Here is a 15,320-nt window from a genome sequence, read left to right as displayed (position 1 = left end):
CCAAGGAGCCTTTTTCTATTAGAGCGAATGAAATATTCGTGTTTACAGACTTAAAATCACGCCTGCAATCGAAGCACTCATTAAGTTGGCCATGACACCGGCAATAATCGCGCGGAATCCATGTTTAGAAACAAAAGTACGCTTCTCTGGTACCAGTGATCCTAAACCCCCAATAAGCATTGCCATACTTGAGATATTGGCAAAACCACACAGAGCAAAAGTCACAATCGCTTGTGAATGAGCACTTAATTGAGTTTTCACTTCCGTTAGTTGGATAAAGGCAACAAACTCGTTTACGACGATCTTATTACCAATCAATGAACCTGCAGTATTCGCTTCTGCCCATGGCACACCAATTAACCATGCAACTGGCGCAAACACGTAACCTAAGATTAATTCGAAGCTCAATGGCGTTCCGATGACATCACCAAACCAACCTAGGATGCCGTTTAGCAATGCGATGACACTAATAAACGCCAGCAAGGTACCACCTACCGCCACTGCAATTCGAACACCAGCCATTGCACCATCAGCCAGCGCTTCCACTACGTTTGTTGCACGTGGGATATCAACTTGGCTGATATCTATAGTTTCAGTTATTTCTGCATCTTCCGGCATTAAGATTTTGGCCATCAACAGACCAGCTGGCGCTGACATAAATGCCGCAGCGATAAGGAAGTTTAAATCAACCCCCAACGACGCATAGCCAACTAGCGTACCACCAGCAACAGACGCCAAACCGCCAGTCATTACCGCAAAGAACTGTGAATCCGTCATGTGCTTTAGGTAAGGCTTGACCATCAAAGGTGCTTCAATTGTGCCGACGAAGATATTTGCCGTCGCAGATACAGATTCCGCACGACCAATGCCTAACAGCTTTTGAATACCGCCACCAATGAAGCTAATCATTTTTGGCATCACACCAATGTGATAAAGACCGGCAATGAGAGAAGAAAAGAACACGATGATGCACAGGACATTAATCGCAAAAGTAAAGCCACCAGTCGCCAAATTGCCGAATAAAAAACCGATGCCTTCCTGCCCGTAATTGATGAGGTTCGATACGACGCTACTGACAGAATTTAGTGCATTTCGCCCCGCAGGTACGTACAAAACCAATAGTGCAAACAATACCTGTAGTGCAAAGGCAAGAGAGACGGTTCTGAGTTTTATATTTTTTCTATTTGTAGAAAGTAGCCATGCTACGAATAGTATGACTACGATACCAAGAATTGAGTTCATAAATTGGGTCCGACAGAAGGGAGATATGAAAGGGGTCGGATTGTATACTGGACTCAGAATGCTGCAACTTGAGGTTGTTAACAAGGTGAAAACTTCAATCGGTCAACATTTAACCTAAAGCGTAAAGCATTGAATTAATTAATGATAAACGTTTGCTTTTTCTCATTATTTCCATATAGAAAATATGTTTCTAAGTCTGGAAAAATTTTGTGACATTCATCACCTTAATTAAGCTCAAATAACTACTTAGGAATGGAGATATAAGGTGCTAAACGTTGATCCCAATGACACGGGTCGCCAATCTTCTGTTTAATGAAATGGATGACCGCAGAAATCTTTTTTGGCATATGCTGTCGGCTGGGATAAACCGCATAAAACGGCATCGACTGGCTGGCTTTCCAGTCTGGCAATAATTGAATCAGCTTCCCCGTTCTGAACTCATCGCCCAGTAAATAGGTCGCAAGATACGCAATCCCCCACCCTGCAATGGCGGCGTCGCGCACGGCCTCTGAAAGATCCACTGAATAGTTACCGGAGACTTTAACATTTAACTCTTGCTGACCTTTGGTGAACGCCCATCCTGTGTAATCACGTTCCCAACTCCTGTAAATAAGACAGTTATGCGAGGACAAATCATTGGGTTCAGTTGGCTTATCATGATTAAGCAAGTAATCCGGTGATGCCGCCACAACAAACTGACAGTCTGTTAGTCGCTGCGCAATGTAACCTTCAGGCAAGTGTTCATTGTTGGTCACCCACAAATCTAGCCCTTCAGCCAACATATCGACTTTGTAATCAAACAAATGCACTTCGACTTGAAGTTGAGGATAAAGCTCTCGCAGCTCCTGAATAGCAGGAATGATATGTAACGTACCGAACGATTGAGATATGCCTAAACGCACTAACCCGGCGACTTCATCTCTCTGACTTTCCATTTCCAATGTTGCGCTATTGACCGCCTGAACCACATGCTCACAGTGGTGGTAAAAAGTTGCACCCGCTTCTGTCGGTGTAAAGCTTCGAGTCGTGCGCTGAACCAGTTTGATACCAAGCGAATCCTCTAGCTGGCTAAGCTGCTTACTCACGTGAGACACGGAGACACCGAGACTTTTTGCAGCCACAGTGAAGCTTTTGTGTTTGATCAATGCAGAAAAGATCACCATCTGCGCGGCACGTTCAGATAACACGCATTACCTCGTTTAAATACTGGAAAAACAAAGGGCTCCGAAGAGCCCTTATAAAATGATAGTTACCGACAACAAGTTAGTACTCAATACGGTCAGCTAAATGACTGACGGCAAGCGCGAAGTAGTAAGAGCGGTTCCACTTCATCAACACATTGTAGTTATTGTAAACCAGATACGTACGGCCATTTTCGTCGTCTGGCATAATCAGCCAGGCTTTGATGTCATCGTCCAGTTTCGGTAATGGGCTACCATCAAATTTCGTGATACCTAATTTGCTCCACTCTTGCAGGTACTTACCTTTCTCTTCCGTGCGACCTTCCAAGTTGCGGTCAATGCCTTTCGGGACTTTAACCTGACGCCCCCACGTGAACTTGTCATCCCAGCCTGACTGGCTCAAATAGTTGGCGGTTGAAGCAAACACATCCGCTTTGGTCGTCCAGATGTCTTTCTTACCATCACCATTACCGTCTGCCGCAAAGCGCAGAAACGAGCTAGGCATAAACTGACACTGCCCCATTGCACCTGCCCATGAACCTTTGAAGTTCTCCAGTTCAATATGCCCCTGATCCAGAATTTGAAGTGCAGCCATGGTTTCTGCGCGGAAGAACTCTTCACGGCGGCCTTCAAATGCCATAGTAGAAAGCGCATCAATTACACGAAAATTACCGGTAAATTTACCAAAATTACTTTCCACGCCCCATAGTGCAACAATAAAACGTGGCTGAACACCGAACGTATCACCAATACGTTTTAGCGCTGTATAGTGCTCTTTGTACAATTCTCTGGCTTGCTTAACCTTCCACTCTGGTACCGCACGAGGGATATATTCATCCAGCGTCAACTTCTTCTCAGGTTGGTTCCGGTCTGCGGTTACCGCTCGTGGTTTATATTCGACGTTAGCGAAAGCGGCTTTGATTATCGGCTCTGAGATACCTTGAGCACGCGCTTCAGCACGCAGTTTATCTAAGTATTCCTCAAAGCCTTCGCTGCTTGCAAAAGCTGAGGCACACATACCAACGCTAAGCAGTGTAGCCAGTACTTTTTTCATATTGCCCTCCTTGAGCAAGGCAGAAACCTCAGCAAGATGCGAAATTACTTTGCGTCTTTTTGCTGAGCTTTTTGTTCTTTATATTTTTCTAATAGGTTTTCCGGTGGTGGTGGAACTTGCAGAAAGAAGCCGTCGTTCAATAATGAGGCTTTCACTTTTTCTATATCCACCTGCGCCAACTTACGACCGTCAAGTTTAATCGTCATGACAGCGATAGGCTTACCGAACATCCGCATTAAGGTGTCAGGAACCTGTGAAAAATCGTCCTTTTTCGGAATATAGAGATAAGTACCTTCTTTTTTAGAGCTTTTATAAATAGAACAAAGCATGACACGCCTTTTATGCTGATTTAGCCGTTTTTATTACGGATTTAGTTAGAAACGTTAAATTGCCGCAAACTTAATAGCAAATTTGAGATTAATTCACCGAATTGCTGGTTAGAGAACTTGCTGCGCCAAAAGATGGAATATAACATGATAGACCTAGTTTAAGGCAACGCTCTTTCAACAGAGGCAAGAAGTCCACGATGACCCATTCACCAGACCTTAAAGGTAGCAGCTTTACCTTGTCAGTTTTACACCTTTCTGACAGCGAGATAGTAAAAACTATCGAGTTTTTGCAAGAAAAAGTGTCACAGGCACCGTCTTTCTTCGCATCCGCGCCTTTGGTTATCAATATAGCAAAAGTCGAAGGCGACATTGATTTCCCTGCGCTCAAACAAGGTATCGCTGATGCTGGCTTTATTCCGGTCGGTGTAACGGGTTCAAAAGATAAACGTGTACAAAACCTTGCGTCCGAAGCTGGCTTCGCCATCATGTCTGCAAGCAAATCTCCAAGCCAGGCACCTGCCAAAATGGCTCCAACTAAATTCATTCGTACACCTGTCCGCTCTGGACAGCAAATCTACGCAAAAGACGGGGATTTAGTGGTGCTAGCACATGTCAGCGCAGGCGCAGAAGTTATCGCAGATGGCTCCATACATATTCACGGAACTTTGCGCGGGCGCGCAATTGCAGGCGCAAGTGGGCAGCATGATGCTCGGATTATTTGCCACGATTTACAAGCAGAACTAGTATCTATTGCTGGAGATTACTGGTTAAGCGATCAAATTGAGAGTGAGTATTGGCAAAAGAAAGTAATGATCAGTAAAGCAGAAGAATCATTACGTCTTGAGACACTCACAATATAGTCTAAAAAGGAAAACAAATGGCACGCATTATTGTAGTAACGTCTGGTAAAGGTGGCGTCGGTAAGACCACTTCAAGCGCAGCCATCGCCTCTGGCTTGGCTCTAAAAGGAAATAAAACCGCAGTAATCGATTTCGATATCGGATTGCGTAACCTCGATCTTATTATGGGTTGTGAGCGTCGTGTCGTTTATGACTTTGTGAACGTCATTAACGGTGAAGCGACATTAAACCAAGCGATGATCAAAGACAAACGCACAGACAACTTATTCATTCTTCCTGCTTCACAGACACGTGACAAAGACGCACTGACTAAAGATGGTGTACAACGTGTATTCACCGAACTGGATGAGATGGGTTTTGATTTCATTATCTGTGATTCACCAGCGGGTATCGAGCAAGGCGCTCTGATGGCGTTGTACTACGCTGACGAAGCGATTGTGACCACTAACCCTGAAGTTTCTTCAGTACGAGACTCAGACCGTATTCTGGGTATTCTGGACTCGAAGTCGCTACGCGCGGAACAAGGTCTGGAACCAGTGAAACAGCACCTTCTGCTGACACGTTACAACCCGATGCGCGTAAATCAAGGTGAGATGCTGAGTGTAGAAGACGTTGAAGAAATTCTACATATTCCACTGCTGGGTGTAATTCCTGAAAGCCAAGCGGTACTGAATGCATCAAACAAAGGTGTGCCTGTTACGTTTGATGAACAAACAGATGCTGGTATGGCTTACTCTGACACCGTCGATCGCTTATTAGGCAATCAGGTTAATTTTCGTTTCCTTACTGAGGAGAAGAAAGGACTCTTTAAACGACTGTTCGGAGGTTAGACATGTCATTACTAGAATTTTTCCGCCCTCAGAAGAAAACGTCGGCGAGTCTGGCTAAAGAACGCTTGCAGATCATTGTGGCAGAACGCCGCAGCCAAAGTGATCCAGCGCCGTCTTACCTCCCTCAGTTAAAAGAGGACATTCTGAAAGTGATCAGCAAGTACGTGGAGATTGATCCGAATATGGTGGATTTAACCTTTGAGCACAAAGGTGACGATATTTCAGTACTTGAGCTCAACGTGAAGCTGCCAGACGAAGAGAAGTAATTTGCCAATCGGTGTTTGTAAAGTGAGCTCAAATCTCTCGAGCTTTATAGCAAACACTCGTATTCTCAGTTTTAGCGCGTGCTGTTTAGTGGATTCCTGATCTCGCTTGAGCTCGTCGGGATGACAGGATGAAGACATGTGAGTGCCAAAAAAGGTTGGCGATATAGCCAACCTTATAGTGCTTCGCTTAGTATTATTTAAGCGCCTTATTCATCTTTTCGCCGATAAGCTCAAGACGCCAACCTCGCATAACGTCAGGCAGTCTTGCAGCATCACGCTCCTTCTTCCATACCCAACTGATGAGCTGGTTTATCTGCTTCTTAGAAGCAAGAAACTCAGTTGCCAGACCCGACTTCTGCGACGCACTTTTTACGATGTCTTTCATATTCTTGAAGACCTGCTTATAGCCCGGGTAGTCCATCAGACGTTCAATCTTCTCAGGATATTCATCCGCGGGAGTCTGCTTCGCTTTTTTAACGATGTCCGCGATCTTTGCGCCGTGACGATTAATAGCCCGGATATCAATGCCTTCTGCTTCCATTTTCTTAAAACCAGTCAGGCCAAGACGAGCAACCGTTAATAAGTCCCCTTCTTTAAAGACAAAGTTAAGAGCAAGGTCACGTTTGACTGCCTGATGATAACGCCATGTCGCAAGCGGCTTTAAGATCGCCAGCTCAGAAGGCTTCAACTGCCATGCACCTTTGATATCCAGATAGGCATTTTCTTCATTAACTTCGCGAATACGCTTTGACACCAGCAAATCGCTCTCTTGCTGCACTGCGCTCCACCAGTCTGCTTCCGTCACTTTGTCGAGCAGAATTTCATAAAGCGGAAGCAGGTAGTGCACATCCGCCGCTGCGTAGTCGAGCTGCTTTTGCGTCAGTGGTCGAGCCATCCAGTCTGTGCGTGACTCACTCTTGTCGAGCTCTACACCAAGATATTCTTCAACCAGGGAAGCAAAACCCGTTGATAGTCCATGCCCAAGAAACGCTGCCATAAGTTGAGTATCAACCATCGGAAATGGCGTACAGCCAAAGGCATTTTGGAATACTTCGAGGTCTTCACCACAAGCATGTAAAACTTTTAATACCGAAGTGTCTCTCAGAAGCTCAACGAATGGGGACATGTCCGTCAGCTCAGTCGGATCGATAAGCGAAAGGTTTTTGCCGTCGAAAAGCTGAATCAAACCTAGCTGCGGGTAGAAAGTCCTGATACGCACAAATTCTGTATCCAGCATAACGACATCTGCGTCTCTGGCTTGAGCACAAATTTCTTCTAGGTCGTTGTTTTTAATAATAATCTTATAATTCACATGCTTCTCGCTATAAAAAATGCCAGCAAAACGCTGGCATTCTAACATTTTTTAATTACGGCGACTCAACGAATTCGACTTATGAGCCCTTCTTCGCGACTTCGGCATCATTCTCTTCCCGAAGCACACGACGCAGAATTTTACCAACGTTCGACTTTGGTAATTCATCTCGGAATTCAACCAGTTTTGGAACCTTGTACCCTGTTAGGTGCTCACGACAATGCGCAATGACTTCGTCTTTGGTTAAACTTGGATCACGTTTAACGACATAAACTTTCACCAGTTCACCAGAGGCATCGTTAGGCTGACCAATCGCGGCGACTTCCAGCACTTTACCATGAAGTGCAACGACATCCTCAATTTCATTCGGGTAAACGTTAAAACCAGAAACCAGGATCATGTCTTTCTTACGATCAACAATATGCAGGAAGCCTTCATCGTCGAATTTAACAATATCTCCTGTCGACAACCAGCCATCTTCATTTATCGTGTCTCTGGTTGCCTCAGGACGTTGCCAGTAACCTTGCATAACCTGAGGACCACGAACCTGAAGCTCGCCCGTTCCCGTGTTTGGCAGCACGTTACCTTCTTCATCCACGATACGAACTTCCGTTGATGGCACTGGCAAGCCAATAGATCCATTGTATTCAACGAGATCATGAGGATATGCTGCAACCAATGGAGAACACTCGGTCAGGCCATAGCCTTCTAACAAATAACAACCTGTGGTTTTCAACCATTTTTCCGCGACGGCACGCTGAACGGCCATCCCACCCCCTACCGATAATCGCAGATTGCTAAAATCCAGCTCACGGAAATCTTCATTATTGACCAGAGCATTGAACAGCGTATTCACACCCGTAATGGCGGTAAACGGGTATTTTTGCAGCTCTTTAACGAAGCCTGGAATATCGCGAGGGTTAGTAATTAACAGGTTACTGCCCCCCATTTCAATAAACAGTAAGCAGTTCACTGTTAATGCAAATACGTGATAAAGCGGCAATGCCGTAACGACCAGCTCTCTACCCGCCGTCAAAACCGGACCGTATGCCCCTTTTGCCTGCAGCACGTTGGCAATCATGTTGCTATGCGTCAGAATCGCGCCTTTGGCAACACCAGTGGTACCGCCGGTATATTGTAGGAAAGCAATGTCATCACCAGACATAAAAGGCTTCACATATTGCAGACGACGACCTTTATGCAGCGCCTTACGCATCGAAATGGCACCAGGCAGATGATACTTCGGCACCATGCCTTTAATGTATTTCACGACAAAATCGACAATCGTGCCCTTCGCGCGCGGCAGCATCTGACCCAAACTGGTCAACACAACGTGCTTCACTGATGTATTGGCAACGATTTGCTCTAGCGTATTGGCAAAGTTAGAAACAATAACAATCGCCTTGGCACCTGAGTCATTCAACTGGTGTTCAAGTTCACGAGGAGTGTATAGCGGATTCACGTTTACGGCGATACAACCAGCACGTAAAACACCAAACAGTGCCACTGGATATTGCAGCAAGTTTGGCATCATAAGAGCAACTCGATCACCCTTTTTCAGCTTTAACTCATTCTGCAGAAAAGCAGCAAAAGCGCGGCTACGCTCTTCCAACTTTCGGAAGGTCATAACCGAGCCCATATTCATAAATGCCGGCTGGTCTGCATACTTTTGGACAGACTGTTCAAACATGTCTACCAAAGACTCGTACTGCTCCGGATTAATGGTTTCAGGTACGTCACTTGGATAACGTGAAAGCCATGGTTTATCCACGATATTACTCCTCGTTTATCGCTGTCTTACGATAACAGCCTTTTTATTTTTGATGGCTATTACAGCACAGCGAACGTGCTTGAGCACGAAACTCCCAAACACTTGTTTAAATTTTGTTAACTACACCAAGAATTGCGTTCGAAATTTCGAGTATTTGCTCTAAATGACAATGGTGACCTCCTGAAACAGACACCACTTGTGGTGGATTCTGTCCCCAATCTACTTGGCTGGAAGGTAAATTCTGAAATCCTTGGTCGCCTAATACGATCAGATGTGGACAACGTATTTGGCTGGTGATTGAGTTTGCATGCTCTTGGGCCATACGGTAAAGCGACGCGCATTTTAACTTGGAGTCATATCTCCAATACCATAAGTTTTCGCGCTGTACAGTTCCGCGCTCAACAATGGGCAGAAGTTGTTCTGCTGTCAACTGGTTGGCTTGCATGCGTAACTTTAAAGCCAGATCAAAGGAAGCAATGGAGCGTTCCGGCTTATTTCTTTGTCGCTGGCGACTCAAAATGCCATCACGCAGACGCTGCAAACTGTGTGAAGGTGCCTCAGTAAGAGGACCTGCTCCTTCGATTTGCACTAATGCTTCGACCTGCTCAGGAAACGCGGCACTATAGCAACTTGAGACCAAAGCACCAAGCGAATGCCCTACTAACATGAGTCTGTTTGGCGATAATTCATCCAACAAATGATGTAAGTCGGAAATATAGTCGTGGAAAGGGTAGTAATTATCGGAAGATTTGTGGCTAGACAAACCATGTCCAAAGTGATCGACGGCCAACAAATGCAGAGCAGGGTTAAGCTGATTTATCTGTTCCATCAGAGCTTTAAAACTGCCCGCGTTGTCTAACCATCCATGAAGAAAAACGACTGACAAGTCAGCCGTTTTTTCATTACCTATTTCGAGGGCTGCCATTGTACCGGCAGCGAGTTCAAATCGACGCTCATGCATAACCGATTATTTGACCTGTTTGATGATTCTGCCATCTTGCGGGAAATCGTGACGTTCCATACGGCAGTTAATTGAATAGCATGGGTAGAGGAAAAGTGGTGTATCGTACGTTCGAACTCGCTCTTCTATCGTCCATAAACGGTAGCCCAGACCTTTCATCAGAGGGAAGATGTATTCACGCTCGCCGATTTTTCCTTCTTCTTCACCCGCACTTTTTCCAACCACGGTGACTAAACGCCCTTTGCTAAATGCCACAGGCTCTAAGTAACCATCGAAGTAAACCGCAAAGCGACCTGTAGGTTCTTCATTAATATCTGGTTTACCAGACTGACTGATGGGTAAATTAACGATCTCAATTCGCGTTTTGTCTTTGAAGTTGTCGACTTTAGCAATAATGCCGCCTAAACGGACATCATTACTTACTCGCCCTTCAGACTCAGCAAACGTTTTATAGTCTGTGAGAACTTGTTCCGTTGTTGCGTTCAATTCTTCAGGAAGAGAACTGCACGCCGACAGTCCAAACACAACCAATAAAACCAGAAAAATGTGTCGAGAAAATGTCATAACCCACCATTTAACCCTATTTATCGCGAACGAATGATCTCCGTTCATTACACATAGATATCGACACCAAGCAATTGAGCCAGTTCCTCTTTTTTCGCTCTATTCATGACATCCATATACTGTTCCATCGCTTTTCGCGCATTTCCTTCTGGGAGATCATATTGCACTTGAGCTTGGTGAATCTGGGATTCATCCACTTTCTTTATGGAATGCGCGACAGCATTAGCAACTTTAGAGGGCTGCTCGATTGGTTGCTTAGTCCGAGCTTTTTTTACCTGACTCTTTTTACTGACTTTATCCGTGCGATTTGCACTTGTTATAGAAAGAGGGAGGTAAACCATTAATCGACGCCATAACACTCCATAAAAAGGCAGGGCAATTGCCCTGCACTTATATCAATGATTGGTAGTCGTTGTGATAGTGGGTGAAACTGTTACTCGCGACCCGGAAGTTTCTTCCATGTCACGTTATCGCGCAGATAGACAGGGCTGGACTCTTCAACAGGAACCGTATTGCCTTTCTCTAATTCTTGTTTAGCCAGAACTACGATATCTTGCGAATCAGGGTACAGTACGTCACTTGCTGTAACACTGAATGGCAGGCCCGCTAGTTCAGGCTGGTAAGCATCCCAACCCGTACCAGCCGTTGTCCATCTCACTTCGTCAGCTTTCGCTTCTGCGACCAGGTTTGCAGGCGGAATCACACACTCTTCATCCACACCTACCCATTCACCATTTTCCTGGCGAGTATAACGTGCCCAATACACTTCGCTCATGCGAGCATCAATTGCGACCGCTACGTCAGTTGCACCGTGAAGACGGTAGCTTGCTTGTGCCATCGCCGCTAATGTCGAAACACCAATCATTGGCAGATCTGCACCAAACGCTAAACCTTGAGCAATACCGATACCAATACGAACACCAGTGAAACTGCCTGGGCCGCGACCAAACGCCAATGCGTCCAAGTCTTGTAGAGTAAGACCCGCTTCTTTCAACACTTCATCAACCATAGGTAAGACTTTTTTCGTATGGTCACGAGGTGCCACTTCACTGCGTGAAATCACTTGATCATTAACAAGTAGTGCAACTGAACAGTTTTCAGTTGATGTATCGATGGCAAGAATTTTTGCGCTCATTTAACTCTCTACAACTCTGTTTTATTTGGTTATGCCACAACGTACGTCTGTGACTAATTATTCTGCTTTAAGGAAAGCTTTGATTCGTTCTAAATCCCGGGTTCTTGGGATCGGCGGTAAGCTGCCTAAAAAGATGCCGCCATAATCACGCGTTACCAGACGATTGTCGCAAATGATCAATGCGCCATGATCTTTCTGATCTCGAATCAAGCGACCTACCCCCTGTTTTAAAGTAATCACCGCATCTGGAATTTGCACTTCGGCAAAAGGCTCACCACCACGTAATCGACAATCTTCGATTCGGGCTTTGAGGAGCGGGTCATCAGGGGCGGTAAACGGTAATTTGTCGATGATAACACAGCTAAGTGCATCACCTCTAACATCGATCCCTTCCCAAAATGCGCCCGTTGCCACCAGCAACGCATTCCCCAGCTCCATAAATTCTGCCAGAGTCTTTTGTTTACTCATTTCACCTTGCATGAGAACTGGTAAATCCAGTACATCTCTGAACTTTTCACCCAGCTCTCTCATCATGCTGTGCGAGGTACACAGGAAGAAACATCGTCCTTGGTTCTCTTCAATGACTGGCGCTAACATGTGTACCAATTTATCTGCCAACCCCGGACTATTTGGCTCTGGTAAATAACGAGGAACACACAAGCGCGCTTGCTTTTCGTAATCGAACGGTGATGGCAAGGAGAACTGCTGTTTTGGTTTCAGACCCAGACGGTCAGTAAAATGCTTGAAGTCTCCCGATACCGCCAAGGTTGCAGAGGTGAATATCCACGCCCCCTGCTTGATTTCAATTTGCTCATGAAACTTATCGGCGACGGAAAGCGGTGTAATGTGTAAAGCAAAATGCCTTGGCGAAGTGTCATACCAATATGAGTATCCGGTAATATCCACATCACACACGCGATCAATCCGACCTTTGATCAAATTAGCACGTTCAAACGCCACATCCAGCAGTTGGCTGCGACCCAAAGCAAGTTTAAGAACATCAATTGCCAATTCCAGACTGTCGGTTAGCCGAACTAATTCACGTTTTATCGATTCCGACTGCAAAGCCTCTCGCCAGTTACCACGATAACCCGGCTCGCCGAGGACAATACGCATATCCATCGCACTTTGCAGTAACTTATCGCCGACCTTTTGCAACTGACGCATATCTTTTGCTTCAGTACGGTAAGCAATTTCGATGTCCTTGGCGAGATCATGAATTTGACGACTCGATACCGTCTGACCAAAGTACTCACTGGCGATGTCCGGCAACTGATGAGCCTCATCGAAAATAAAGACATCGGCTTCTGGGATTAACTCACCAAAGCCCGTCTCTTTAATCGCAAGGTCTGCGAGGAACAAGTGATGGTTGACCACGACGACATCGGAATCCATGGCTCGTTTGCGCGCTTTCAACACAAAACAGTCAGTATAACTTGGACACTCTTTGCCCAAGCAATTGTCATTGGTTGAGGTAATCGTAGGAATGATCAAGCTGTCTTCAGGCAAATCATCGCAGTCGCCCAAGTCGCCGGTTTTGGTCTCTGAAGACCAGGCTCTGACTTTCACGAGTTGAGTCAATAACGTTGGGTCGGCTTCGTTAGTATGACTTTCTACCATTTGTCGGCTCAGGCGGTCCAGACACAGGTAGTTTGAGCGCCCTTTTAATAACGCAACTTGACCATAAAAACCCAGAGCATTGACCATTAGAGGCAGGTCACGATGATACAACTGCTCTTGGAGGTTCTTAGAGCCTGTACTGATGATGACTTTCTTTCCACTTAATAAAGCCGGCACTAAGTAGGCGAAAGTTTTACCTGTCCCCGTCCCCGCCTCCACCACGAGCTGGTTTTGATCTTTGATCGCACGACTGACGGCTTCCGCCATATCTATTTGTGGCTGACGGGCCTGAAAACCAGGAATGGCCTTACCTAAAGCGCCCTCAGAGGAGAATGTTTTTGCGATCATATCTAGGGTCTGATTAAAAAAATTGTCGAGAGTATAACAGACGATGGGGAGTGACAGCAGCCCACAATATGACCAGCTTATGACTCATTGCAGATAATTTGTTGAAACCAGCCCAAGAATAGATTATTTATGATGGAACATTGCAGTACGGTTGGTCCCTGTCGGCCGACACACTTTTCGTACGCTCAAATTTTATTGCATGGAAGTCCCCCTGTTATGGAAAAGAAAACGCTGTTAACCCATTGTTCTGACGCACCGGGTTTAATTTCAAAAATCACTAACATTTGTTACAAACATCAATTAAACATCATTCACAATAACGAGTTTGTTGATAACACCAGTGGGCACTTTTTCATGCGAACGGAGTTGGAGGGTTACTTCAACGATCAGACCTTACTCGCCGACTTAGATCAGGCTCTGCCAGCAGGTGCTAAACGCAGACTGATTAGCTCTCGCCGTAAACGTGTTGTTATCTTAGTTACCAAAGAAGCGCACTGCCTAGGCGATATTCTGATGAAAAACTTCGATGGCAGCCTGGATGTTGAAATCGCAGCGGTCGTCGGTAACTACGACAAGTTGCAGTCTCTTACCGAACGATTTGATATTCCTTACCACTTTGTGACTCACGAAGATCTCAGCCGTGAAGAGCATGAACAAAAGATGCTTGACGTGATCAACCAATACGATGTGGATTACATCGTACTAGCGAAATATATGCGTGTATTAACGCCTGGATTTGTTGAGAAGTTCCACCATAAGATAATCAACATCCACCACAGCTTCTTACCTGCGTTTATTGGTGCTAAACCTTACCAACAAGCCTATGACCGTGGTGTGAAAATCATCGGTGCGACGGCGCACTTCGTGACGAATGATTTGGACGAAGGCCCAATCATTAAGCAGGACGTCATTCCGGTCGACCACAACTTCAGTGCTCAGGATATGGCACAAGCAGGTCGCGATGTTGAAAAGAACGTATTAAGTAAAGCGCTGAACAAAGTGCTGAACGATCATGTATTTGTTTACGGTAATAAGACGGTAATACTGTAAGATTTTCTGCTATGTCAAACTGAAAAAGGGTTGCTCTGTTGGCAACCCTTTTTATTTTAAGCTCAAATCTGCTAGCTCACTTACGCTTGCTCTGACTCAACAATTCGTTTAAGTGAATGCGGATGAAGCTTGATACAAACACCTTGATATTTAAACGCTACCGTTGGGTTATTCAGTCGCTCGCCTTCTCCTTTCGGACTTGACAATTTTATTTTCACACCCATTTCATCAAGCTTGGCAAATTGCACACCAAAGGCCGGATAAGTGTGCTTCAAATCCGCCAAAAACGTATCAGCCGTTTGTGCATGGGATGGAATCACAAACTCTACATGTTCCCAACTTTCTGTGGGATATATTTTACCTTCTGCTGGGTACGGTAGCTCCAAACACTCCATCTTCCAGCCTCGACTTTCAAGTGCTTTATCAAATTCAATCACAATGATTGGGCGCCCATTGATTTGTGCCTGCGAAATCACCTTACCGAACTGAGTCCATGCGTGATGTGCTTGTTGCGCAGTGTTAGAGTCGTTAATGCGGAGCGCGATATGGTCGGCTTGAGCCAAACTCAAATCCAGATGCAGCATGGAAGCCAGCGCTTCGATTTTTTCCATAAAGGCGTCCAAATCTTGGATCATCAATTCTGGTGTTAAGCGCTTTTCTACTAATTCATTTGTCATCGGGACTCTCTGTAAAGAAGGGTTGTTCTACGTTTCAGGCGCAATAGTAAACCTAAAAGAGAATATACCCAAATGAGTTCAAGATGCTTGGTGCAGAGGAGATGAGGGAATTTGAGCATT

General features: G+C 45.4%; 15 protein-coding genes and 1 pseudogene. 4 read left to right on the top strand and 12 right to left on the bottom strand.

The window, feature by feature from the left end; translation table 11 throughout:
• Window positions 1-42: 42 nt before the first annotated feature.
• From ACWYU8_RS14190 to ACWYU8_RS14175, 4 genes are all read right to left on the bottom strand, one after another.
• Window positions 43-1,242, bottom strand: coding sequence for a NupC/NupG family nucleoside CNT transporter (locus ACWYU8_RS14190; protein ID WP_457520306.1), 1,200 nt, complete (start codon window positions 1,240-1,242; stop codon window positions 43-45).
• 242 nt (window positions 1,243-1,484) lie between these two features.
• Complete coding sequence (locus tag ACWYU8_RS14185; protein WP_457520305.1) at window positions 1,485-2,429, bottom strand: LysR family transcriptional regulator; 945 nt, start codon at window positions 2,427-2,429, stop codon at window positions 1,485-1,487.
• Between the two features lie 76 nt (window positions 2,430-2,505).
• Window positions 2,506-3,477: a lytic murein transglycosylase gene (locus ACWYU8_RS14180; RefSeq protein WP_457520304.1), complete on the bottom strand. Its 972-nt coding sequence runs from the start codon at window positions 3,475-3,477 to the stop codon at window positions 2,506-2,508.
• Between the two features lie 44 nt (window positions 3,478-3,521).
• Window positions 3,522-3,806: a YcgL domain-containing protein gene (locus ACWYU8_RS14175; RefSeq protein WP_457520303.1), complete on the bottom strand. Its 285-nt coding sequence runs from the start codon at window positions 3,804-3,806 to the stop codon at window positions 3,522-3,524.
• Between the two features lie 197 nt (window positions 3,807-4,003).
• Between ACWYU8_RS14175 and minC the strand changes: the two genes are divergently transcribed.
• Genes minC through minE form a run of 3 tightly spaced genes read left to right on the top strand, consistent with a single transcriptional unit; the run spans window position 4,004 to window position 5,762 of the window.
• Complete coding sequence (gene minC, locus ACWYU8_RS14170) at window positions 4,004-4,666, top strand: septum site-determining protein MinC (protein WP_457520302.1); 663 nt, start codon at window positions 4,004-4,006, stop codon at window positions 4,664-4,666.
• A 17-nt stretch (window positions 4,667-4,683) separates the two neighbouring features.
• On the top strand, window positions 4,684-5,496 hold the full coding sequence (gene minD / locus ACWYU8_RS14165) for a septum site-determining protein MinD (RefSeq protein ID WP_457520301.1): 813 nt from the start codon (window positions 4,684-4,686) through the stop codon (window positions 5,494-5,496).
• A 2-nt stretch (window positions 5,497-5,498) separates the two neighbouring features.
• Window positions 5,499-5,762, top strand: a complete 264-nt coding sequence (gene minE, locus ACWYU8_RS14160) for a cell division topological specificity factor MinE (RefSeq protein WP_457520300.1) — start codon at window positions 5,499-5,501, stop codon at window positions 5,760-5,762.
• A gap of 193 nt (window positions 5,763-5,955) precedes the next feature.
• On the opposite strand, the gene rnd is transcribed toward minE, so the two are convergent.
• From rnd to ACWYU8_RS14125, 7 genes and pseudogenes are all read right to left on the bottom strand, one after another.
• Window positions 5,956-7,074 carry a ribonuclease D gene (gene rnd / locus ACWYU8_RS14155; protein ID WP_457520299.1) on the bottom strand — a complete coding sequence of 373 codons (1,119 nt, stop codon included), beginning with the start codon at window positions 7,072-7,074 and terminating at the stop codon, window positions 5,956-5,958.
• A gap of 79 nt (window positions 7,075-7,153) precedes the next feature.
• Window positions 7,154-8,845 carry a long-chain-fatty-acid--CoA ligase FadD gene (gene fadD / locus ACWYU8_RS14150; protein ID WP_457520298.1) on the bottom strand — a complete coding sequence of 564 codons (1,692 nt, stop codon included), beginning with the start codon at window positions 8,843-8,845 and terminating at the stop codon, window positions 7,154-7,156.
• A 106-nt stretch (window positions 8,846-8,951) separates the two neighbouring features.
• Window positions 8,952-9,806, bottom strand: a complete 855-nt coding sequence (locus ACWYU8_RS14145) for an alpha/beta hydrolase (protein WP_457520297.1) — start codon at window positions 9,804-9,806, stop codon at window positions 8,952-8,954.
• Between the two features lie 6 nt (window positions 9,807-9,812).
• A complete protein-coding gene (locus tag ACWYU8_RS14140; protein WP_457520296.1) occupies window positions 9,813-10,370 on the bottom strand; it encodes a Slp family lipoprotein in 558 nt (185 codons plus the stop codon).
• A gap of 47 nt (window positions 10,371-10,417) precedes the next feature.
• A pseudogene (locus ACWYU8_RS14135) lies at window positions 10,418-10,724 on the bottom strand (chromosome partitioning protein ParA).
• Window positions 10,725-10,803: 79 nt separating this feature from the next.
• A complete protein-coding gene (gene tsaB / locus ACWYU8_RS14130) occupies window positions 10,804-11,505 on the bottom strand; it encodes a tRNA (adenosine(37)-N6)-threonylcarbamoyltransferase complex dimerization subunit type 1 TsaB (RefSeq protein ID WP_457520295.1) in 702 nt (233 codons plus the stop codon).
• A gap of 57 nt (window positions 11,506-11,562) precedes the next feature.
• Entirely contained in the window at window positions 11,563-13,473 is a 1,911-nt protein-coding gene (locus ACWYU8_RS14125; protein WP_457520294.1) for an ATP-dependent DNA helicase, read from the bottom strand.
• Between the two features lie 216 nt (window positions 13,474-13,689).
• On the opposite strand from ACWYU8_RS14125, the gene purU reads away from it, so the two are divergent.
• Complete coding sequence (gene purU / locus ACWYU8_RS14120; RefSeq protein ID WP_457520292.1) at window positions 13,690-14,523, top strand: formyltetrahydrofolate deformylase; 834 nt, start codon at window positions 13,690-13,692, stop codon at window positions 14,521-14,523.
• An 80-nt stretch (window positions 14,524-14,603) separates the two neighbouring features.
• Here the strand turns inward: purU and ACWYU8_RS14115 are convergent, their stop codons facing one another.
• Window positions 14,604-15,200, bottom strand: a complete 597-nt coding sequence (locus ACWYU8_RS14115) for a VOC family protein (RefSeq protein WP_457520291.1) — start codon at window positions 15,198-15,200, stop codon at window positions 14,604-14,606.
• Window positions 15,201-15,320 lie beyond the last annotated feature (120 nt).

The organism is Vibrio limimangrovi (assembly GCF_054064025.1).
Note: the sequence above shows the minus strand (reverse complement) of the source record. Positions and strands in the feature narration are given on the sequence as shown.